The sequence below is a fragment of the Vitreimonas sp. genome, from assembly GCF_036392335.1.
GTDB lineage: Bacteria > Pseudomonadota > Alphaproteobacteria > Caulobacterales > Aquidulcibacteraceae > Vitreimonas.
In genome coordinates this window covers 50,227-68,654 of record NZ_DASVYD010000041.1, presented here as the reverse complement: position 1 = coordinate 68,654, position 18,428 = coordinate 50,227, and the positions used below count along the sequence as shown (strand labels likewise).

22 protein-coding genes are annotated in these 18,428 nt (G+C 63.4%); 10 read left to right on the top strand and 12 right to left on the bottom strand.

What is annotated here, in order from left to right; translation table 11 throughout:
• Positions 1-8: 8 nt before the first annotated feature.
• From paaE to paaA, 5 genes are all read right to left on the bottom strand, one after another.
• Entirely contained in the window at positions 9-1,085 is a 1,077-nt protein-coding gene (gene paaE / locus VF769_RS09695) for a 1,2-phenylacetyl-CoA epoxidase subunit PaaE (RefSeq protein ID WP_331008197.1), read from the bottom strand.
• A 199-nt stretch (positions 1,086-1,284) separates the two neighbouring features.
• Complete coding sequence (paaD, locus tag VF769_RS09690; protein ID WP_331008196.1) at positions 1,285-1,746, bottom strand: 1,2-phenylacetyl-CoA epoxidase subunit PaaD; 462 nt, start codon at positions 1,744-1,746, stop codon at positions 1,285-1,287.
• Positions 1,747-1,862: 116 nt separating this feature from the next.
• Entirely contained in the window at positions 1,863-2,624 is a 762-nt protein-coding gene (gene paaC, locus VF769_RS09685; RefSeq protein ID WP_331008195.1) for a 1,2-phenylacetyl-CoA epoxidase subunit PaaC, read from the bottom strand.
• Complete coding sequence (paaB, locus tag VF769_RS09680) at positions 2,624-2,917, bottom strand: 1,2-phenylacetyl-CoA epoxidase subunit PaaB (RefSeq protein ID WP_135212148.1); 294 nt, start codon at positions 2,915-2,917, stop codon at positions 2,624-2,626. Before paaB ends, paaC begins: the two co-directional genes overlap by 1 nt.
• Before the next feature lie 4 nt (positions 2,918-2,921).
• Complete coding sequence (paaA, locus tag VF769_RS09675) at positions 2,922-3,917, bottom strand: 1,2-phenylacetyl-CoA epoxidase subunit PaaA (protein WP_331008194.1); 996 nt, start codon at positions 3,915-3,917, stop codon at positions 2,922-2,924.
• A 111-nt stretch (positions 3,918-4,028) separates the two neighbouring features.
• On the opposite strand from paaA, the gene paaG reads away from it, so the two are divergent.
• A complete protein-coding gene (gene paaG, locus VF769_RS09670) occupies positions 4,029-4,817 on the top strand; it encodes a 2-(1,2-epoxy-1,2-dihydrophenyl)acetyl-CoA isomerase PaaG (RefSeq protein WP_331008193.1) in 789 nt (262 codons plus the stop codon).
• Between the two features lies 1 nt (position 4,818).
• Positions 4,819-6,837 carry a phenylacetic acid degradation bifunctional protein PaaZ gene (gene paaZ, locus VF769_RS09665; protein WP_331008192.1) on the top strand — a complete coding sequence of 673 codons (2,019 nt, stop codon included), beginning with the start codon at positions 4,819-4,821 and terminating at the stop codon, positions 6,835-6,837.
• Positions 6,838-6,981: 144 nt separating this feature from the next.
• On the opposite strand, the gene VF769_RS09660 is transcribed toward paaZ, so the two are convergent.
• Genes VF769_RS09660 through VF769_RS09650 form a run of 3 tightly spaced genes read right to left on the bottom strand, consistent with a single transcriptional unit; the run spans position 6,982 to position 11,460 of the window.
• Positions 6,982-8,142, bottom strand: a complete 1,161-nt coding sequence (locus VF769_RS09660) for an aromatic amino acid transaminase (RefSeq protein WP_331008191.1) — start codon at positions 8,140-8,142, stop codon at positions 6,982-6,984.
• A 1-nt stretch (position 8,143) separates the two neighbouring features.
• Positions 8,144-9,361 carry a dihydrolipoamide acetyltransferase family protein gene (locus tag VF769_RS09655; protein ID WP_331008190.1) on the bottom strand — a complete coding sequence of 406 codons (1,218 nt, stop codon included), beginning with the start codon at positions 9,359-9,361 and terminating at the stop codon, positions 8,144-8,146.
• Positions 9,361-11,460 (bottom strand): alpha-ketoacid dehydrogenase subunit alpha/beta, encoded by a 2,100-nt coding sequence (locus VF769_RS09650; RefSeq protein ID WP_331008189.1) that lies wholly within the window; start codon positions 11,458-11,460, stop codon positions 9,361-9,363. The genes VF769_RS09655 and VF769_RS09650 overlap by 1 nt, the downstream gene beginning before the upstream one ends.
• Before the next feature lie 80 nt (positions 11,461-11,540).
• On the opposite strand from VF769_RS09650, the gene VF769_RS09645 reads away from it, so the two are divergent.
• On the top strand, positions 11,541-12,017 hold the full coding sequence (locus VF769_RS09645; protein ID WP_331008188.1) for an Lrp/AsnC family transcriptional regulator: 477 nt from the start codon (positions 11,541-11,543) through the stop codon (positions 12,015-12,017).
• On the opposite strand, the gene VF769_RS09640 is transcribed toward VF769_RS09645, so the two are convergent.
• The 3 genes from VF769_RS09640 to VF769_RS09630 all read right to left on the bottom strand — a co-directional run bounded on the left by VF769_RS09640 (position 12,014) and on the right by VF769_RS09630 (position 13,645).
• Positions 12,014-12,505 (bottom strand): copper chaperone PCu(A)C, encoded by a 492-nt coding sequence (locus tag VF769_RS09640; protein ID WP_331008187.1) that lies wholly within the window; start codon positions 12,503-12,505, stop codon positions 12,014-12,016. The two genes, VF769_RS09645 and VF769_RS09640, sit on opposite strands and share 4 nt — an antisense overlap.
• Before the next feature lie 119 nt (positions 12,506-12,624).
• Positions 12,625-12,792, bottom strand: a complete 168-nt coding sequence (locus tag VF769_RS09635; RefSeq protein ID WP_331008186.1) for an entericidin A/B family lipoprotein — start codon at positions 12,790-12,792, stop codon at positions 12,625-12,627.
• Between the two features lie 58 nt (positions 12,793-12,850).
• On the bottom strand, positions 12,851-13,645 hold the full coding sequence (locus VF769_RS09630; RefSeq protein WP_331008185.1) for a response regulator: 795 nt from the start codon (positions 13,643-13,645) through the stop codon (positions 12,851-12,853).
• A gap of 52 nt (positions 13,646-13,697) precedes the next feature.
• On the opposite strand from VF769_RS09630, the gene VF769_RS09625 reads away from it, so the two are divergent.
• The 3 genes from VF769_RS09625 to VF769_RS09615 all read left to right on the top strand — a co-directional run bounded on the left by VF769_RS09625 (position 13,698) and on the right by VF769_RS09615 (position 16,317).
• Entirely contained in the window at positions 13,698-14,069 is a 372-nt protein-coding gene (locus VF769_RS09625; protein WP_331008184.1) for a NepR family anti-sigma factor, read from the top strand.
• The gene (locus tag VF769_RS09620) at positions 14,063-14,614 is read left to right on the top strand and encodes a sigma-70 family RNA polymerase sigma factor (RefSeq protein ID WP_349258124.1); all 552 of its coding nucleotides are present in this window, start codon (positions 14,063-14,065) and stop codon (positions 14,612-14,614) included. The genes VF769_RS09625 and VF769_RS09620 overlap by 7 nt, the downstream gene beginning before the upstream one ends.
• A 68-nt stretch (positions 14,615-14,682) precedes the next feature.
• The gene (locus VF769_RS09615) at positions 14,683-16,317 is read left to right on the top strand and encodes a sensor histidine kinase (RefSeq protein ID WP_331008182.1); all 1,635 of its coding nucleotides are present in this window, start codon (positions 14,683-14,685) and stop codon (positions 16,315-16,317) included.
• Positions 16,318-16,380: 63 nt separating this feature from the next.
• Here VF769_RS09615 and VF769_RS09610 read toward each other — a convergent pair whose 3' ends face one another.
• Positions 16,381-16,713 (bottom strand): glycine zipper domain-containing protein, encoded by a 333-nt coding sequence (locus tag VF769_RS09610; protein WP_331008181.1) that lies wholly within the window; start codon positions 16,711-16,713, stop codon positions 16,381-16,383.
• 154 nt (positions 16,714-16,867) lie between these two features.
• Here VF769_RS09610 and VF769_RS09605 point away from each other — a divergent pair, with 154 nt between their 5' ends.
• The 4 genes from VF769_RS09605 to VF769_RS09590 are packed head-to-tail and all read left to right on the top strand — an operon-like array spanning position 16,868 to position 18,361.
• On the top strand, positions 16,868-17,041 hold the full coding sequence (locus VF769_RS09605; RefSeq protein WP_331008180.1) for a DUF1328 domain-containing protein: 174 nt from the start codon (positions 16,868-16,870) through the stop codon (positions 17,039-17,041).
• A 1-nt stretch (position 17,042) separates the two neighbouring features.
• Positions 17,043-17,489, top strand: a complete 447-nt coding sequence (locus tag VF769_RS09600; RefSeq protein ID WP_331008179.1) for a hypothetical protein — start codon at positions 17,043-17,045, stop codon at positions 17,487-17,489.
• 15 nt (positions 17,490-17,504) lie between these two features.
• Positions 17,505-18,137, top strand: a complete 633-nt coding sequence (locus tag VF769_RS09595; protein WP_331008178.1) for a superoxide dismutase — start codon at positions 17,505-17,507, stop codon at positions 18,135-18,137.
• A gap of 56 nt (positions 18,138-18,193) precedes the next feature.
• A complete protein-coding gene (locus VF769_RS09590) occupies positions 18,194-18,361 on the top strand; it encodes a DUF1328 domain-containing protein (RefSeq protein ID WP_331008177.1) in 168 nt (55 codons plus the stop codon).
• The last annotated feature ends 67 nt before the right edge of the window (positions 18,362-18,428 follow it).

The following is an 18,428-nucleotide window of genomic DNA, read 5'->3' as shown; positions in this document are numbered from 1 at the left end:
TCGAGCGGCTAGGTATCGTACGTCAACACAACGCCGTCCGTAAGTGGCGTCGCTTGGCACGTCAGCACGTAGCCGTCGGCAATCTCTTGCTCCGACAGCCCGTAATTCACCTTCATGCTCACTTCGCCGGCAATCACTTTGGCGCGGCAGGTCGCGCAGACGCCGCCTTTGCAAGCGAATGGCGCAGGCAGGCCCGCGGCGCGCACATTGTCCAAAATCGAATGCTGTGCGGGATCGAAGCTCACATTCATGCGCCGCCCATTCAGCGTCACGCTCATCTTCAGGCCCGCCGCCTTCTGCTCCAGCGCCCGCGCCGCCGCCGCCTGCGCTTCCGAGAGCGGCCCGGTGGTGAAGCGCTCGATCAGAATGCGCGATTTCTCGACACCGCGCGCGAGTAGGGCCTCTTCGGCGGCATCCATCATCGGCCCAGGGCCGCAGATGAAGAACGCATCCACGTTCGCGGGCTTCACTAAGCTCGTCAGCAGCTCATCCACCTTGGCGCGGTCGAGCCGGCCATTGAACAAGTCGATCTCTTCTTCCTCGTCTTCGAGGAAATGAAACACCGAGAGCCGGTCGAGATAGCGATCCTTCAGATCGGCGATCTCGTCCAGGAACATCACGCCGATCGAATTGCGATTGCCGTAGAAGAGGGTGAAGCGCGAATGCGGCTCCATCGCCAACGCCGTCTTCATCAGCGACAGCACCGGCGTAATGCCCGAGCCGCCTGCGAATCCCAAATATTCGCACCGCGCGCCGGCGTCGAAATTCCAGCAGAACGAGCCATGCGGCGCCATCACGTCGAGTTCGTCGCCAGCCTTCAGTTCGTCATTCACCCAAGACGAAAACGCGCCGCCCGCGATCTTCTTCACGCCGATCTTCAGCAGGCCTTCGCTCGGCGCCACGCACACCGAATAATTCCGCCGCACCTCTTCGCCGCCAATCTCGCGCCGAAACGTCAAATGCTGTCCCGCGCGAAACGCAAACGTCTCCCGCAGCGCCTCCGGCAACTCAAACCGCACCGAAACCGCGTCCGGCGTCTCGCGCTTCACCTCAGCAACGCGCAGGCGGTGAAACTCGTGGCTCATGTTCTTACTCCTCCCCCGTTTACGGGGGAGGTGGCGAGCGTAGCGAGCTGGAGGGGGAAAGTCCGGCAGCCGCGCGCACTGGCCCCCTCAGTCAGCTTCGCTGACAGCTCCCCCCCGCCAAAATCGCTACGCGATTTTGGACAATCCCAAATTGCCGACCGCAAAGCGGTCGGTGGCGGGGGAGCTTTTGGATCAATCATCAGTGACATTTGAACCGATCGAACGGCTCCGCGCACGCCTTGCAGCGCCAAAGCGCCTTGCATGGCGTTGAGCCAAACCGTGAAACCTCTTCCGTCTGCATCGAACCGCAGTGCGGACACTCCGCCGCTTCCGCGTTCTTCAAAGCAGATGCGCCCGCGCCTTTCGGCGGCGGTGCAATCCCGTATGCGCGCAACTTCTCGCGCCCCGCGTCACTGATCCAATCGGTGGACCAAGGCGGCGACAACGTCGTTTCAATCGTCACATCGCCAAAGCCGTGCGCATCCAGCGCCGCACGGATCATCTGCTCAATCGCTAATGTCGCCGGACAACCGGTGTAGGTCGGCGTGATCAGCACGCGTTCCGCGCTGACATCGCGCACGATGCCGAGATCAACAACGGACACAGCCGGAATTTCCGGATCGGGCACACTCTCCAGAATACGTTTGATCTCTTGCGTCATCCCGGACGCGCGGAGCGCGATCCGGGACCCAGGGGCCACGTCCGCATCGTTTGCCCCTGGGTCCCCGGTTCTCACTTCGTGAGCCCCGGGATGACGAAGTGATGTGCGTTCCTCAATCACCAGCTCGCCCCAGGATAAGCGCGCTGCAAAAACTGCATCTCGCTCAGCACATGCCCCAGATGTTCCGAGTGCCGGCCGACGCGCCCGCCCACAATTGGCCGCCGCGCCGCCGGCCGCGCCAAAGTCGCTTCCGCCAACACCGCATCAACCCGCGCATCCCAGGCCGCACGCAGCGCCGCTTTATCCACGCCAGCGCCCGCCGCGATCGCGGCCACATCCACATCATCCATCACGAACAATTCGTCCGCGAAGCGCCACATCCAATCGAGCCCGGCGACCATCCGCGCCTTGCTCTCGTCGGTGCCATCACCGAGGCGCACCACCCAATCGCTTGCGAGCGTCGCGTGATAATTCACTTCCTTCAGCGCCTTGGCCGCGATCGCTGCGAAGCGCTCGTCCTTCACCTGCGCCATTTGTTCGAACAGCAGCGCCTGATAATGCGAAAACAGAAATTGTCGCGCGATCGTCTGGGCGAAATCGCCGTTCGGCTGCTCGACCAGCAAGCAATTGGCAAAATCCATCACGTCGCGATGAAAGGCGAGCTTATCCGCATCGCGCCCCGCGCCTTCGATCGCGCCGGCGAGGCCCAGAAAATGCGTCGCTTGCCCAATCAGATCGAGCGCCACGTTCGAGAGCGAAAGATCGACCTCAAGCGCCGGCGCATGCCCGCACCATTCACCGAGGCGCTGGCCAAGGATCAGTGAATCATCGCCAAACCGCGCCGCATACGCGGCGAGAGGGGGGAGCGCGTTCTCCATCAGATGTGCGTGATCCCATCAGGAATTTTATAGAACGTCGGATGGCGATAGACTTTGTCTTCCGCCGGCGCGAACAACGCCGCCGCATCGCCTGGATCGGACGCGACGATCTGCGCCGATGGCAACACCCACAAACTCACGCCCTCCATGCGCCGCGTATAGGTATCGCGCGCGTGCTCAAGCGCCATCTTGCCGTCCGCCGCGTGCACGCTGCCGACATGGCGATGGCTCAAGCCGCCCTTGCCGCGCACGAACACTTCCCACAGCGGCCATTCCTTGCTCGGATCGCTCATCGTATCACTCCGCCGCGACGCGTGCGTTCGCGCGCTTTTCCGCATGCACCCGCGCCGCCTCGCGCACCCACGCGCCATCTTCCCAAGCTTTTACGCGCGCCTGCATGCGCTCCTTCGCGACCGCGCCTTCGCCGCGAACGACCGCGTAGAATTCCTCCCAATCGACTTCACCGAAATCATAAGCGCCGCGTGCGTCGTTCCACTTCAGATCTGGATCAGGCACCGTTAGGCCAATGGCTTCGGCTTGCGGCACGGTGATATCCACGAACTTCTGGCGCAGCTCGTCGTTCGTATCGCGCTTGATGCGCCAACGCATGCTTTGTTCGGTGTTCGGACTCTTATCGTCCGGCGGGCCGAACATCATGAGCGACGGCCACCACCAGCGGTTCAACGCATCTTGCGCCATGCGCTTCTGCTCCGGGGTGCCCGCCGCCAGATGCATCATGATCTCGTAACCCTGACGCTGGTGGAAGCTCTCTTCCTTGCAGATGCGCACCATCGCCCGCGCATACGGGCCGTACGACGTCCGCTGCAACGGCACCTGATTCATGATCGCCGCGCCATCGACCAGCCAGCCGATCGCGCCGATGTCGGCCCAGGTCAGCGTCGGATAATTGAAGATCGTGGAATACTTTGCTTTGCCGCTGAGCAGCGCTTCCGTCATCTCATCGCGCGAGACACCCAACGTCTCCGCCGCGCAATAGAGATAGAGCCCGTGGCCCGCTTCATCCTGCACCTTCGCCAGCAGGATCGCCTTACGGCGCAAATTCGGCGCGCGTGTGATCCAATTGCCTTCCGGCAACATGCCGACGATCTCAGAGTGCGCGTGCTGCGAAATCTGACGGATCAGCGTTCGGCGATACGCCTCCGGCATCCAATCCTTCGGCTCGATGAATTCATCAGCCGCCACGCGCGCCTCGAACGCCGCGAGCTTGGCGGGATCTTCCGTAGCAGCCGCTTCGGGTTTGCTCTTCTTGCCGCTCAGATCGGTCGTGTACATGCGCGCCTCTCCAATGCGCGAACCCTACCAATCATCGACCGAGCGGTCAATAAATGTTGACGCTCAAACACTTCTGTCCTACGCCGAGCAAAAATCAGGGAGAGACGCGCGATGGCTTACGAGACCATTCTTCTCGACATTTTCGACAACATCGCGCGGCTCACGCTCAATCGCCCCGATCGGCTCAATTCCTTCACCGTGCAAATGCACGACGAAGTGCGCCACGCCTTCAACGAGATCGTGAAAGCCAATGCGCGCGTCGTCGTGTTGACGGGGGCGGGCCGCGGTTTCTGCGCGGGACAGGATTTGTCCGATCGAGCCGTGGCGCCGACAGAAGACGGTGTCGACCTCGGTGAGTCGCTGGAGGTGCGCTACAATCCGCTGGTCAAACGCATCGCGACTTTGGAAATGCCCGTGATCTGCGCCGTGAACGGCGTCGCCGCTGGCGCCGGCGCCAATATCGCGCTCGCGTGCGACATCGTCATCGCCGCGCGCAGCGCCAAATTCATCCAGAGCTTCGCCAATATCGGCCTGATCCCGGACTCCGGCGGCACTTGGACGTTGCCGCGCACTGTAGGCCTTACACGCGCCCTTGGCATGGCGCTCACTGGCGAGCCCGTTAATGCCGAACGCGCCGAAAGCTTCGGCATGATCTGGAAATGCGTCGACGATGATAAGCTCATCGCCGCAACCGATGCGCTCGCCGCGAAATTCGCATCCGCGCCGACCAAAGGTCTCGCCGCCACCAAGAAACTCATCCGCGAAAGCGCGCTGCACGCCTTCGAACAACAATTGCTGCTCGAGCGCGACACCCAGCGCCGCCTGGGCCACACGCACGATTACCGCGAAGGCGTCGCCGCCTTCCTCGAAAAGCGCACGCCGAACTTTACGGGACACTGAAATGAAGCCGATCACGCTGCAAAACTACGCCGAAGGCCGTTGGGTCGCCGGCTCGGGCGGTCTTGCCGAACTCCGCTCCGCCATCGACGGCGAAGTGGTCGCGCTCACCTCCTCGCAAGGGCTCGATTTCGGCGCCGTGGCGCGGCATGCGCGGGAGCAGGGCGGGCCGGCGCTGCGTGCGCTCACCTTCCACCAACGCGCCGGCCTGCTGAAAGCGCTCGCCGACGCGCTCACCGCCAAAAAAGAAGACCTCTACGCGCTCAGCACCAACACTGGCGCCACCAAGGCCGATAGCTGGATCGACATCGATGGCGGCATCGGCACGTTCGCGTTCTATCAAGGCAAAGGCCGCCGCGACCTGCCGAACGACCGCATCCTGATCGACGGCGCCGTCGAAGCACTCTCGCGCAACGGCACGTTCCAAGGTTTGCACGTTTACACGTCGCTGCAAGGCGTTGCGGTCCATATCAATGCGTTCAACTTCCCAATCTGGGGCATGCTCGAAAAGCTCGCGCCGACCTTCCTCGCCGGCATGCCGGCGATCGTGAAGCCGGCGAGCGCCACCGCTTATCTCACCGAAGCTGCCGTCCGCATCATGCTCGACGCGAATGTACTGCCCAAAGGCGCGCTGCAATTGGTCGTCGGCTCTGCCGGCGATTTGCTCGATCATCTCAGCGTAGGCGACATCGTCTCCTTCACGGGCTCCGCGCACACAGCCGCGAAGCTCAAAGCGCACCCCGCTATCGCCAACGAAGGCGTGCGCTTCATGGCCGAACAGGATTCGCTCAACGCCTCCATCCTCGGCCCCGACGCGACGCCCGAAAGCCCCGAATTCGATCTCTTCATCAAAGAGGTCGCCAAGGAAATGACGACGAAGGCGGGTCAAAAATGCACCGCCATCCGCCGCGCCATGGTTCCCGCTGCATTGATCGACGCCGCGCAAGCCGCGCTGATCGAACGCCTCAGCAAAATCGCGCCGGCCGACCCGCGCGAAGAAACGACGAAACTCGGCGCACTCGTCAGCGTCGCCCAACGCGATGATGTCCGCGCCAAGATCAAGGAATTGAGCGCGGACGCGTCCATCGTGTTCGGCGATCCCAACGCCGCGCCCGTCAACGCGAAGGGCGCTTTCATGTCCCCCGTGCTGCTCCGCTGCGAAAATCCGTGGAACGCGCGCGCGGTGCACGATGTCGAAGCCTTCGGCCCTGTCGCCACACTGATGCCGTACAAGGACGCCGCCGACGCCATCGCGATCGCCAATCGCGGCAAAGGCTCGCTGGTCGCTAGCGTGTTCACCTACGACACGGGCTTCGCGCGCGAGATCGTGCTCGGCAGCGGCGCCTTCCATGGCCGTCTCGCCTTCATCGACCGGGACAGCGCCAAGGAAAGCACCGGCCACGGCTCACCGATGCCGCATCTCATCCATGGCGGCCCCGGTCGCGCCGGCGGCGGCGAAGAGATGGGCGGCATTCGCGGCGTCACGCATTACATGCAGCGCACCGCGCTTCAGGGCCATCCGCGCACACTCTCGGCCATCGTCAGCCGCTACATCGCCGGCATGCCGACGGAGGAGGCGCAACAGCATCCGTTCCGCCGCAAATTCCACGATCTGCCGCTCGGCTACCAACTCAAAACCAAAGCCCGCGACATCACGCTCGACGACATCGAGCATTTCGCGCACTTCACCGGCGACACCTTCTACGCCCACATGGATGAAGCCGCCGCCGCCGCGAACCCGCTGTTCGGCGGCCGCGTCGCGCATGGCTATCTCATCCTCTCGTTCGCCGCGGGCCTCTTCGTCGATCCCGACCCAGGCCCCGTGCTCGCCAATTACGGCCTCGACAATCTCCGCTTCGTCAAACCGGTGAAGCCCGGCGACGCGATCCAAGTCGCGCTCACAGTGAAAGACAAAACCCTGCGCAAGCCCGATCAAGGCGAAGTGCGCTGGGACGTCGTTGTCACCAATCGCGCCGGCGAAGTCGTCGCCGCCTACGATCTGCTGACGATGAACGCGGCCTAATCATCTTATCCTCCCCACTACGCGGGGAGGTGCTGAGCGCGGCGAAGCGGAGGGGCGCGGAGCGGCGCGTGACTTTCAGGCGCAACGCGCCCCTCAGTCTCGCGCTGCGCGCTCGGCAGCTCCCCACGCAGTGGGGAGCATAATTCAAGCCACCGCCTTCAACGCCTCTACAAACCTCGGAATATCCGCTTCGCGCAGCCCGGCCACGTTGATCCGCGCCGTATCTGTCATGTAGATCGCGTGCTGCTCACGCAGCACCATGACTTGCGCCTCGTTAAGAGGCAGCGTCGAGAACATACCCTTCTGCGCCGCGATCAGATGCATTGGCAGCGAGTTCACCCGCGCCGCCGCCAGCGCCGCGCGCGTCCGCTTGATATGCGCGCGAATGCCATCCAGTTCATCGCGCCAGCTCTCCCGCAGCGTCGCATCGCCCAGCACTTCGCGCACGATCGCCGCGCCATGATCCGGCGGCATCGAATAATTCGCGCGCGCGATCGCCGCAAGATTGCTCATCACCGCCGGGCGCGCCTTCTCGGCGGTTTTCACGAACAACGCGCCGACGCGTTCGCGATAAATCCCGAACGTCTTGGCCTCAGACACCGCGATCACCGCCTCCGGCACGCGCGCCAGGAACGCGCGCAAGCCGGCGACGTCCTCATCAATCCCATCGCCGAAGCCTTGATAGGCGAGATCGAGGAAGGGTGTGATGCCGCGTGCATTCAGCGCGTCCGCCAGCATCGCCCATTGCTCGGCTGAGAAATCCGCGCCCAGCGGGTTGTGGCACACGGCCTGCAAAATCACCGCATCGCCGCGCTCCAGCTGCGCGAACGCGCCCAGCAACGCCTCCATATCGATTCGTTGTTCGGCGATGTTAAAGAACGGCGCATCAATCGGCGCCATGCCTGCCGCGCGTACGATCGACGGATGGTTCGGCCAGCACGGCGCCGGCAACAGCACGCGCTTGGCGCCGCTCTCGCGCAGCAGGTCGCACCCTAAACGCAGCGCACCGGTGCCGCCCACAGCCTGGATCGACGCCATCTCTGCGCCAGCGTCGCCAAACACAAGCTCAGCGACAAGACGCAAGAATTCCGCGTCGCCTTGTTGGCCTACATAAGTCTTCGTCGTCTGGTTCGCGAGCAGCCGCGCTTCCGCGTCCTTCACGGCGCGCATCACCGGCGTGTTGCCCGTCGCGTCCTTATAGACGCCAACGCCCAGGTCGATCTTGTCGCTACGCACATCCTCGCGAAACATCTTGATGATCTTCAGCAGGGGATCGGGCGCCTTGGCGCTCAGCGTCTCAATCATTTCAATCTTCCAGCGGCCAAGTTTCGAGGATGTCGACGAAGCGCGTCAGCCAGGCATTGGTTTGATGTCCGTCGAGCACGCGGTGATCGATGGTGAGCGACACATACGCCATCGGCTTGATCAGCATCGCGTCGGCGCCATCCACCGGGCGCACGACAACGCGTTTCTCCAGCTTGCCAACGCCCAAGATCGCCGATTGCGGCTGGTTGATGATGATCGGCGTCGCCACCAGCGAGCCGGAGACGCCATGATTGGAGATCGTGAACGTGCCGCCTTGCACGTCCGCCGGTTTCAATGCGTTCTTGCGCGCACGCTCGGTCAGGTCGGTCAACGCTGCAGCGGTCTCTTTCAGCGTGAGCGCTTGTGCGCGTCGCACCACCGGCACGATCAGGCCCTTGTCGCCCAGCGCGACGCCCATACCGATATTGGCGTCCTCGAACACTTCGAGAAAATCGTCATGCCAACGCGCGTTCACAGCCGGCGCGACTTTCATCGCTTCCGCCGCCGCGCGCACGATGTAAGCCGAGAATGTCAGCTGCGCGCCGCTCTTGGAATACGCGTCCTTATACTTGGCGCGATGCGCCATGATCGCGGAAAAATCCGCCTCGAACACCGCCGTCACATGCGGCGCCGTCGCGACCGAGCGGGACATGTGCTCCGCAATAGCGCGACGCATCGCGTCGTGGGGAATGCGCCCGCTGACGATTGCCGTGGGCGCCGGTTTCGCGCTGGCTTTCTCTGAGCCGCGCGCGATGTGGTGTTCGACATCCAGATGCGTCACGCGGCCGTTGCGCCCCGTGCCCGCAATCGCCTCGACATCCAGCCGATGCTCAGCCACCAAGCGCTTCACCAGCGGCGACAAGCGCATCTCGCGCCGATCTTCGGACAGGCGGCTTCCTGCCGGCATCTTCGTTTCAGCTGACTGAGTGTTGGCCGGCGTAGCATGGCCGGCTGGAGGCCGGCGGTCCGTCGTCTCAACGCCGAGCGTCAAAACACCTAGCACCGCTCCGGGCGCAGCTTCGTCGCCTTCGCCCAGAGCGATCGCCGCCAACACGCCATCCGCAGGCGCCGGCACCTCCACCGCGACCTTATCCGTCTCCAGCTCCACAATCGGTTCATCACGCTTCACCGCGTCGCCGATCTGCTTCAGCCACGCGCGCACGACCGATTTGGAGCCCTCTTGCTCCAGCGGCATGACGATGTTCATCGCGTCCGCCATCAGAAGCCCACCAGCTCTTTAATCTTCGCCGCGATCTTCTCGACCGACGGCAGCGCCCATTCCATCAGCTCGGGATGGTGCGGGGAGGGAATGTCCGGCATCGTCAAACGCGCGACCGGCGCGTCGAGATCGAGGAAGGCTTGATCCGCGACCACGGCGGCGATCTCGGCGCCGAAGCCGGCCGTGCCGATATCCTCATGCACGATCAAGCAGCGATGCGTGCGCCTCACCGACGCGAGCACAGCTTCGCTATCCCACGGCGTCAAGGTGCGTAGATCGAGAATGTCGGCGCTGATTCCGGCTTTATCCACCGCGGCTTCGCAACGCTCCACCATCGCGCCCCAGGCGACGAGTGTGATCGCATCACCTTCGCGCACGCGCTTCGCCACGCCAAACGGCAACGCGAAATCATCGCCCGGATAGGGTCGCCGCGCGCTTGCCGCATCGAGCATGTTGCGATGCTCCAGGAACATCACCGGATCGTTGCCGCGCAGCGCCGTGCGCAGCAGACCAACCGCATCCTCCGCATTGGAGGGGCAGGCCACACGCCATCCCGGCGAATGCACGAACTGCACTTCGTTCGTCTGCGAGTGCCAAGGATCACCGCATTTGAAGAAGCCGACCGGCATGCGCACCACCATCGGTGCGGCAAAACGATTGGCCGTGCGCCAGCGCATCGTGCCGCAATCATTGATCTGTTCGCACGCGGAGTCCGCGTATTTGCGGAATTGGATTTCAGGCACCGGCATCAGCCCAGCGATCGCCATGCCAACAGCGCGACCGATAATGCCTTCTTCCGAGAGCGAGGTGTCGAACACGCGCTCGACGCCATACTTGTCCTGCAACCCCAGCGTCACGCCATGCACGCCGCCCTTGGGGCCGACATCTTCGCCGAACACCAGCACACGCGGATTGACCGCAAGCTCGTGATCCAATGTCCGCCGGATCGCCGTGATCATATTGATGCGCGCGCCTTCGGGCTTCGGCGTGTCGCTCGAGCGTGGCGCTTCGTAGCCGCTGCTCCAGAGCCCGCCTTCGTCCTGCAACGCGCCATCTTCGCTGAACACGAAACGCGTCACCTGTGAGGCTTCGCTCACCGGCCGCTGATCTGCGATCTGCGCCGCGCGCGCAACGCGTTCCTGCGCTTGCGCCTCAAGCGCCAGCCAATCCGGCTCGCTCACTAGCGACGGCACGACATGCGCTTTCAATTTCGGCAGCGGGTCTCGCGCCCATTCGGCGGCGACGATGTCCTCGCTCTTATACGCCTGCGTATCCTGAAACGAGTGTCCCTGCAGGCGCGGGACCGTGAGGTGCAACAGCGCCGGACCGGCGCCGCCACGCACGTGCCCGACGGCGTCTGCGATCAGCGCGGCGGCCTCTTCGGGGTCGGTCCCGTCGCCGTCATAGATCTTGAGCCCGTTGAAGCTGGCAAGATTTTGCGCGATGTTGCAGCCCGGCGTTTGCAGCCAGCTCGGCGTCGAAATGCCGTAGCCATTGTCTTCGACGTAAAAGAGCATCGGCAGCTTCAGCGTCGTCGCCATCGTCAGCGCGGCCCAGAAGCCATTCGTCGCCACGGAAGCGTCGCCGCCCAGCACCACGCCAATTGCGCCGTCATATGAACGATCGCCGAGCACGCTCTTGTGATATTCAATCGCCTGCGCGTAACCGGCCGTGGGTGTGTATTGCGCGCCGACGCCGCCGCACATCGGCAGCGCCGAGGCGCCGTGCGCGTTCGGATAATTGAACACGACGCCGATATCGCGCCCGTCGCTGTAGCCGCCCGCGCGGCCCATCGCCGAGCCAAGTGCGTCTTCAAGCGCCACGCCCAGCGACAGCAAGATCGGTCTGGAGCGGTAATAGCCGCAGATCGCGTCTTTCGGGTGCGTGAGGTGCAGGCCCAACAGGACTTGCGCCATGTCGTGGCCGCGGGCGCTGAACTGGTAGAAGATTTTCTTACCCGGAACGAGCGTCGTTTCCTCGATCGCGTCCATCGCGCGTGAAGTCAGGACGAGCTCAGCAACCCGCTTCCAATCCGTGGCGGGCGCCGAACGGGGCGAAAGTTTCAGCTTGGCGCTCATGGAATGCGAGAATACTGGCATTTCCGTGCAATTTCTGCGATATTCGACCCGGCAAATCGCCAATTGGCGCATGAGCGATGCCGAAAAGGCCGATGAATTGCATGAAACGTGAAAAAATAGAGCTTGATGACGCGGACCGCCGCCTATTGCGCGCCCTGCAGCGCGACGCCTCCCTCTCGCAAGCCGAACTGGCGGAGGAGGCCGGGGTGTCGCCCAGCCTCGTCTCGCGGCGGCTCACGCGGCTCCGTGACGCCGGTGTGCTCCGCGCCGTCGTCGGCCTGATCAATCCCGAAAGCGCCGGCCTCACCTGCTCGGCCATCATCCGCATTCGCTTGCGCGATCACTCAGCCGCCAACGTGAAGGCGTTTCACGACCTGATCAAACGCATGGATGAAGTCACGCTCTGCGTGATGCTGACAGGCGAGGCCGATTATCTGGTGAAAATCATCGCCCGCGACTTGCCGCACTTCCAGGAAATCATTCAATCCAAGCTGCTGCGCTGCGCCGCGATCGCGCACCTCGAAAGCAGCATCGTGTTGGAGCATCTTAAAGACACGACCGCGCTGCCGATCGATTAATGATCGCCGCCATGCATGGCGCCGGTGCGCACCTGCAGATTCACATCGATCACACCGGCGTTCGCAAACGTCAGTTGGACCGGGATTTCTTCGCCGACCGTGAAGGGCTGCGTCACGCCGAAGAACATCAGATGCTGGCCACCTGGTTGCAGCAAGGCCTCGCCACCCGCCGGGATGGTGAGCGCCGTCAAAGGCCGCATCCGCATGACATTGTTCTCATCCATGCTCATTTCATGGATTTCTGCGCGGGCCGCGCGCGGGCTCGACACCGCGATCAATTGATCATCGGTCTCGGTCCTGTTGCGAATGGTGAGATAGCCTGCTGACACGTCGACGCCGCCCGGCGTCTGTCCGGCCCAAGGCTCAACGATCTCGATCGCAATCGTCGGCGCTTGGGTTTCGGTCGGCGGGACCGTGGGCTCAGTCGTGGATTGTTGACCGCAGGCGGCGACGAGGGCGAGGGCGCAAACGGCGAGAAGCTTTTTCATGGGCCGCGAGATTGCGCTGAAGCGCGCAAAAGTCCAGCGGCCCGCATTGCCGCACCCCAAGCTTGCCCTCGGGCCGCGCCCCATGCGCGGACTGCGCACGGGGCCGCAAGAGGCGGTCTTTACGGGGTTTCCGGATTGCCGTCGTTGGCTTCTTGCGCGGTCTCCTCAACAGCTTGGCCGGCGGCTTGTACATCTTCGCCGACGCCTTCGACGGTGTTGCAAGCAGCCAGCGAGCCGGCGGCGAACAGAGCGGCGAGCGCGATCAGCGGGGTCTTGACGTTCGACATGTGTGTCTCCTTTGCGCCGCGCCGCCCCAAGCGGCGCGCGCAAAGGAAACGCGCCGTGCTAGTTCAAGTTTCCGGTGCTCTCGAAAAACAGCGCTTGGCTCACTGCCGCACGCACCATGTCAGGCGAATACGGCTTGGTGATAAGGAAGGTCGGCTCGGGCCGCTCGCCCGTTAGCAGACGATCGGGGAAGGCGGTGATGAAAATCACCGGCACGCTGAACGACGAGAGAATGTCCTTCACCGCATCGATGCCCGACGAACCGTCCGCCAGTTGAATGTCCGCCAACACCAAGTCAGGGCGCTCGCGCTCCGCCGTGCGCACAGCGCCGGACGCGGTCGACTCAACGCCGCACACGTGGTGCCCGGCCGAGGTCATGAGATCGCTCAGATCCATCGCGATCACGGCCTCGTCTTCAATGATTAGGATGCGCGCTTTGGTCTGGCGTTCGAGCGCGTCGAGCGCATCGTCGAGAAGGGCGCCCACCTCATCGGGCGAGCGGCCAAGGATGTCGCTGGTCTCTTGCGGCGTAAAATTTTCCAAAGTGGTGAGCAGCAGCGCCTGGCGGCTGAGCGGCGCCAGCGCTTTCAGACGTTCTTGCGCCTTGCGCGCGCCGAGGCTCAATTCCTCGGAGCCGCCGTTCAACTCGACGTTCGCGCTCTCCCAGATGCGGTGAAACACTTTGTAGAGACCGGCGCGCGGCTCAAGCTCGCGCGGGAATTCTTCAGGCCGCGCGACAATGGCCTCCAGCGCCGCCGCCACGAACGCGTCTCCGCTCTCCTGCGCGCCTGTCAGCGCCCGCGCGTAACGGCGCAGCAGCGGCAGGTGAGGCGCGATTTCCCGGGCTAGCGACATATATGACCCCTTGTTTTGATTGGAGAAATTGCGCTCTGCAGGCTCTGTATGCATGGATTTCTCCCATCCCGTCGAGACGGGGAAAACGTGGGTCGTGAAAAAAAGTTCCAGCCGGCCGGAACTGATTTTTACATCTGGCGTTATCTGCCGACAGTCGGGCCGAATGGCTTGGCAATTGGTTCTGCGGGGGCTTGATCGCAAGATGGCGCGGAAAGAAGACGATATGGACGCCCAGGTGAACAACGGACCCAAAGCGCCCGGTACGCCAGAGCAGGGTAAATCACCCTCCAAATCCTCGGCGGCCACCAAAGCGCTCATCACGCGTAATTTGAAGCTGGCTTACGGCGAAGTCGCCGCGGAGCCGATGCCGCAGCGCTTTCTCGATCTCCTGAACGCCATCGACGGCGAGGAGAAGAAATCGTGAGCGCGGCGCCGCAAGCCTTCAAGGCGGAGCTCATCGAGCTGCTGCCCAGCTTGCGCGCGTTTGCGCGTTCGCTGACGCACAATCCCGCCCAAGCCGACGATCTCGTGCAAGACACGCTGGTCAAGGCGCTCGCAAACGTCGAACGCTTCGAGCCGGGCACCAATCTGCGCGCTTGGCTCTTCACCATTTTGCGCAACCATTATTACTCCCAACTGCGCAAGCTGAAGCGTGAAGTCGAAGACGCAGACGGCAAGTTCGCCGGTCGCATCGCGGTGCGCCCCGAGCAAGACGGCTCGGTCGACCTCGAAGACTTCAAGGTCGCGTTCGCGCAATTGGCGCCCGACCATCGCGAAGTGCTCACTCTCGTCGGCGCCTCGGGCTGCTCCTACGAAGAAGCCGCGCAAATCTGCGGCTGCGCCGTAGGCACGATCAAGAGCCGCGTCAACCGCGCCCGCAAGAAGCTGGCGGATTTGCTCGGGCTGGACGACGATGGCCAACCGATCCCTAGCGAAGGACGGATGATCCAGGATACAGCGCGCGTGTGAAGCCGCCCGACGAACGACCATTCAGGTTCTGGCCCCGCGCATTGTCCCTCAAGTCGATGCGCGGGCGCATGGCGTTGCTCCTGGGGCTCGCCATGCTCCCGGCTGGCGCAATCGCCATGCAGGTTGGTCTCAACGCAGTCAACGCACGTGAAGCGGCCTATGAGGAAGCTCTCGGCCGTCGCGCGCTGCAATCGATTTCCGTCGAGCGCGGCGCTATAGATGAAGTGCGCGAATTGCTGCGCGTGCTCGCAACCACACCGTCTCTGCAGGCGATCCAGACCGGCGATTGTCAGCGCTGGCTGGGCGATGTCGCCGCGCGCTATCCTTACGTTGCGTCCCTCGTCGTCTCGGACGACGATCGCCGCGTACTTTGCAGCGTTCCCGCCGCGCAGGTCGGTTATCAATCCCCCGAGACGCCATTGCGCCAACGTGCGCAGGTGCGCGATGCTTTCACCATAGGCTACATCGAGAGCGGCCCGCTCAGCGGCGGCGGCCCCATTCTCGCGGCGTTTGAACCCGTTCGCGATGGCGCCAATCGCATTGGCTTCATCGGCGCTTCCATTCGCGTCGAACAATTGCGCGGCTTGTTGGATCGTAGTCGCTCACTTGAGAGTGCGCGCTCGGCGATCGTGGACAGCGACGGCCGCATCATTGCACAATCATCGCCCCGTGAGACCGAACGCGTTGGCTTTCCGACAATAGAGCAGATACGCGATTTGCTCGGGCCGGATCCCGTGTTTGTGGAGGTCGAGAACGGGTCGGCCGTGATCGTGCCGCTCCACGCGCCTGATCTTTATGCCGTAATGGCCTGGGCGCCGGAGCGTCCAACATGGCAACGTTGGCTCGCGCTCGCGCTTTCGCTGGTCGCTCCCTTGATCATCTGGGTTCTGGCTGTCGCCGCCGGCTGGTTCGCGATCGAGGTGTTTGTCGCGCGACCGCTCTCCAGCCTTGAGACCGCCGCCCGCGGATTCGCCCGCGGCGAGGATGTCATCGATCCGCCCGCGCTGCGCAACGCACCCGACGAAATCCGTTCGCTCCGGCGCACGCTCGCCGCCATGGCCAAGACATTGCGCGGCCGCGAGACGCGCCTCGTCGAGGCGTTGGCCGAAGAGCGCGCGCTGCTGCGCGAAGTACACCACCGCGTCAAGAACAACCTGCAAATGGTCGCGAGCCTGCTGAACATCCAAGCCCGCAGCGCGCGCGACGACAGCGAGGCCTGGGGCCTGGCGCGCGCGCATGATCGCGTGCAATTGCTCGCGCTCGTGCATCAGAAAATCTACTCTTCGGGCGAAGTCCGCGAACTGCGTGTCGATGAGCTGGCCGCCGAGATTGCTCGCCATTTGCTGCAATCGCGCGGCGCCGCGGCCAAGGACATCAATTTGGTCATGCAGGTGGATGAAGCGCGCGCCGATGTCGATCGGGCCGTGCCGCTGACCTTCCTGATCGGCGAGGGTGTCTCGATGGCGCTTGACGCCCTGGCGGGCGCCGGGCCGGTCGAATTGCGCCTGTTCGTGCATCAGGACGCAGATGGCGTCACCCGATTCGCCATCGATTCCGACATCGACACCGAGCGCGCCGGCGCGCCCGGCCCTGGCGCGCGCCTGATAGACGCCTTTGCCCGGCAGCTCGGAGCCGCGATTGGCCGCGATCCCGAGCGGCCATTCATGCATTGGGTCTGTGTGCCGCCGATGCCGTCCCCATGACGGCAAAACTCGGGACCGCCGGAGCGACCCCGAGTCTCAAACCTCCGAGCTGGCGACGCCGACTTAGTGGCGCCGGCCCGACAGCATAAGTCCGAGAAGCAAACCAGCGCCGACGGCGATGCCGACTGCGGCGCCTGGATGCTCGCGCACCTTATCGCCGACATAGGCTGCGCTCTCGCTGGCGCGCGATTTCATCACGCCGCTCAACTTGCTGAGGCGGACGCCAGTGTGCTTGACCTCGTCGCGCGCGGCTTTGCTCGCGGCGTCCGCAAGGCGGCTCACGTCCTTCCGGAGTTCCGAGAAATCCTCCATCACGTCGCTTGCGCGGGCGCGGATGGCGTCGCGCGCCGCGCCATTGCGCTTGCTGCGCCCGACGGTTTCGAACGCTTGTGCCATGTTCGTCTCCTTGGTGTTGCATGAGCGCGGCGCATCCCGCCGCTTCAGTGACTAAACACATGCTGCACTGCAGGGTTCCTTCCGTGCATGCCTGGAACACACGGCAAATTGCGCACGTTTCTTTCGAACCACACCCATCGATGGAGACGAACGCATGCTTGGTTGGGCGCTGATCTTTTTTGTTCTCGCTTTGGTGGCCGGTTACCTCGGTTTCGCCGGCCTTGCCGGCATGGCCGCGAGCATCGCGCAGATCCTGTTCTGGATATTCCTGGCCGTGCTCGTGATCGGCTTCGTCATCCGCGCGCTGCGCGGCCAATCGGTGACGTGACATGAACCTCGTTGAATTCGTCGTCGGCGCGCGGCCGCGTTGGCGCATCGACGAGCCGCCGCGGAACGTGAAATGGCGCCAAGCGCGTCCGAAGCCCACACCGCCAGTAAGGGCTTGGCGCGCTGAAGGTGAAACGCGCGTCGAAACTGAAGGCGGCGTGCTTGTGGCGAATGGTGGCGCGGACTACATCGTCCAGTACGAAGATGGCGCCCGCGCAGTCGTGCGCGACGACATTTTCCAGCGCACCTACACACCCATAGGCGGCGGCGTGTTCGAGAAACGCACGGACATCGTGCTCAATTATTTTGTTCTCGATCGCGACGCTGTCGTTGAAACGCTCGAAGGCGAACAACACGCCAAACGCGGCGATTGGGTGATGGAGGGCGTCGCCGGCGAATTATGGCCGGTGCCGCGCGCCAAAGCGCGGGAGAAGTACGAACGCATTTGAAGGAGTCCATGGCCGATGTTTAACCTCCCCCCGTTGCCGTATGAACCGACCGCGCTCGAACCGCACATGTCGAAAGAGACTCTCGCGTTTCACCACGGCAAACACCACGCCGCTTACATCAAGAACATGAATGCGGCTTTGGTCGAGCGCGCCGATGCGCCAAAGACGGTGGAAGAGGTGGTGCGCCTTGCCGTACGCGAGAACAACAAGAAGCTGTTCAACAACGCGGCGCAGACCTGGAACCATGGCTTCTTCTGGCAAAGCATGACGCCGACGCCGCAGGGCGATCCGCAAGGCGATCTGAAGCTCGCCATCGACAAGGCGTTCGGGTCGATCGCCGCCTTCCGCGAGCAATTTGTCGCGCAAGGTGTCGGTCATTTCGCGTCGGGCTGGGTCTGGCTGGTCAGTGACAAGTCCGGCGCTGTGAAGCTGGTCGATCTGCATGACGCCGACACACCCATCACGGAAATCGGCACAACGCCGTTGCTCGTCTGCGACGTGTGGGAGCACGCTTACTACATCGACTATCGCAATGAGCGTCCCAAATTCGTCACGGCCTTCATTGAGAAGCTCGCCAATTGGCGCTTCGCCGAAGCGCAATATGAAGCTGCGCGCAAAGGCGAGGGCGGTTGGGTCTTCCCAAGCTAAGGAACTGGCGCCCGGCGACAGCGTTGGTTCGGCATCTCAATCTGGAGGACGACCACATGCTCAGCTGGGCGCTCATTTTCTTCGTCATCGCCATTATCGCGGCGGTTTTCGGCTTCGGCGGCATCGCCTCCGCCTCGGCCGGCATCGCTCAGATTCTGTTCTTCCTCTTCCTCGTGCTCTTTGTTGTATCGCTCATCATGGGCATGGCGCGCAGGGGCCCCTAACGGAGCGCGCGGCGGCATGGACGCCGGTTCATTTTGAGGCCATAAGGGCCGCAAAATGAACCCGGGA

Coding starts and splice junctions, on each gene's coding strand:
- paaE (WP_331008197.1), bottom strand. CDS start 1,085: ATGAGCCACGAGTTTCACCGCCTGCGCGTTGCTGAGGTGAAGCGCGAG.
- paaD (WP_331008196.1), bottom strand. CDS start 1,746: ATGACGCAAGAGATCAAACGTATTCTGGAGAGTGTGCCCGATCCGGAA.
- paaC (WP_331008195.1), bottom strand. CDS start 2,624: ATGGAGAACGCGCTCCCCCCTCTCGCCGCGTATGCGGCGCGGTTTGGC.
- paaB (WP_135212148.1), bottom strand. CDS start 2,917: ATGAGCGATCCGAGCAAGGAATGGCCGCTGTGGGAAGTGTTCGTGCGC.
- paaA (WP_331008194.1), bottom strand. CDS start 3,917: ATGTACACGACCGATCTGAGCGGCAAGAAGAGCAAACCCGAAGCGGCT.
- paaG (WP_331008193.1), top strand. CDS start 4,029: ATGGCTTACGAGACCATTCTTCTCGACATTTTCGACAACATCGCGCGG.
- paaZ (WP_331008192.1), top strand. CDS start 4,819: ATGAAGCCGATCACGCTGCAAAACTACGCCGAAGGCCGTTGGGTCGCC.
- VF769_RS09660 (WP_331008191.1), bottom strand. CDS start 8,142: ATGATTGAGACGCTGAGCGCCAAGGCGCCCGATCCCCTGCTGAAGATC.
- VF769_RS09655 (WP_331008190.1), bottom strand. CDS start 9,361: ATGGCGGACGCGATGAACATCGTCATGCCGCTGGAGCAAGAGGGCTCC.
- VF769_RS09650 (WP_331008189.1), bottom strand. CDS start 11,460: ATGCCAGTATTCTCGCATTCCATGAGCGCCAAGCTGAAACTTTCGCCC.
- VF769_RS09645 (WP_331008188.1), top strand. CDS start 11,541: ATGAAACGTGAAAAAATAGAGCTTGATGACGCGGACCGCCGCCTATTG.
- VF769_RS09640 (WP_331008187.1), bottom strand. CDS start 12,505: ATGAAAAAGCTTCTCGCCGTTTGCGCCCTCGCCCTCGTCGCCGCCTGC.
- VF769_RS09635 (WP_331008186.1), bottom strand. CDS start 12,792: ATGTCGAACGTCAAGACCCCGCTGATCGCGCTCGCCGCTCTGTTCGCC.
- VF769_RS09630 (WP_331008185.1), bottom strand. CDS start 13,645: ATGTCGCTAGCCCGGGAAATCGCGCCTCACCTGCCGCTGCTGCGCCGT.
- VF769_RS09625 (WP_331008184.1), top strand. CDS start 13,698: ATGGATTTCTCCCATCCCGTCGAGACGGGGAAAACGTGGGTCGTGAAA.
- VF769_RS09615 (WP_331008182.1), top strand. CDS start 14,683: ATGGCGTTGCTCCTGGGGCTCGCCATGCTCCCGGCTGGCGCAATCGCC.
- VF769_RS09610 (WP_331008181.1), bottom strand. CDS start 16,713: ATGGCACAAGCGTTCGAAACCGTCGGGCGCAGCAAGCGCAATGGCGCG.
- VF769_RS09605 (WP_331008180.1), top strand. CDS start 16,868: ATGCTTGGTTGGGCGCTGATCTTTTTTGTTCTCGCTTTGGTGGCCGGT.
- VF769_RS09600 (WP_331008179.1), top strand. CDS start 17,043: ATGAACCTCGTTGAATTCGTCGTCGGCGCGCGGCCGCGTTGGCGCATC.
- VF769_RS09595 (WP_331008178.1), top strand. CDS start 17,505: ATGTTTAACCTCCCCCCGTTGCCGTATGAACCGACCGCGCTCGAACCG.
- VF769_RS09590 (WP_331008177.1), top strand. CDS start 18,194: ATGCTCAGCTGGGCGCTCATTTTCTTCGTCATCGCCATTATCGCGGCG.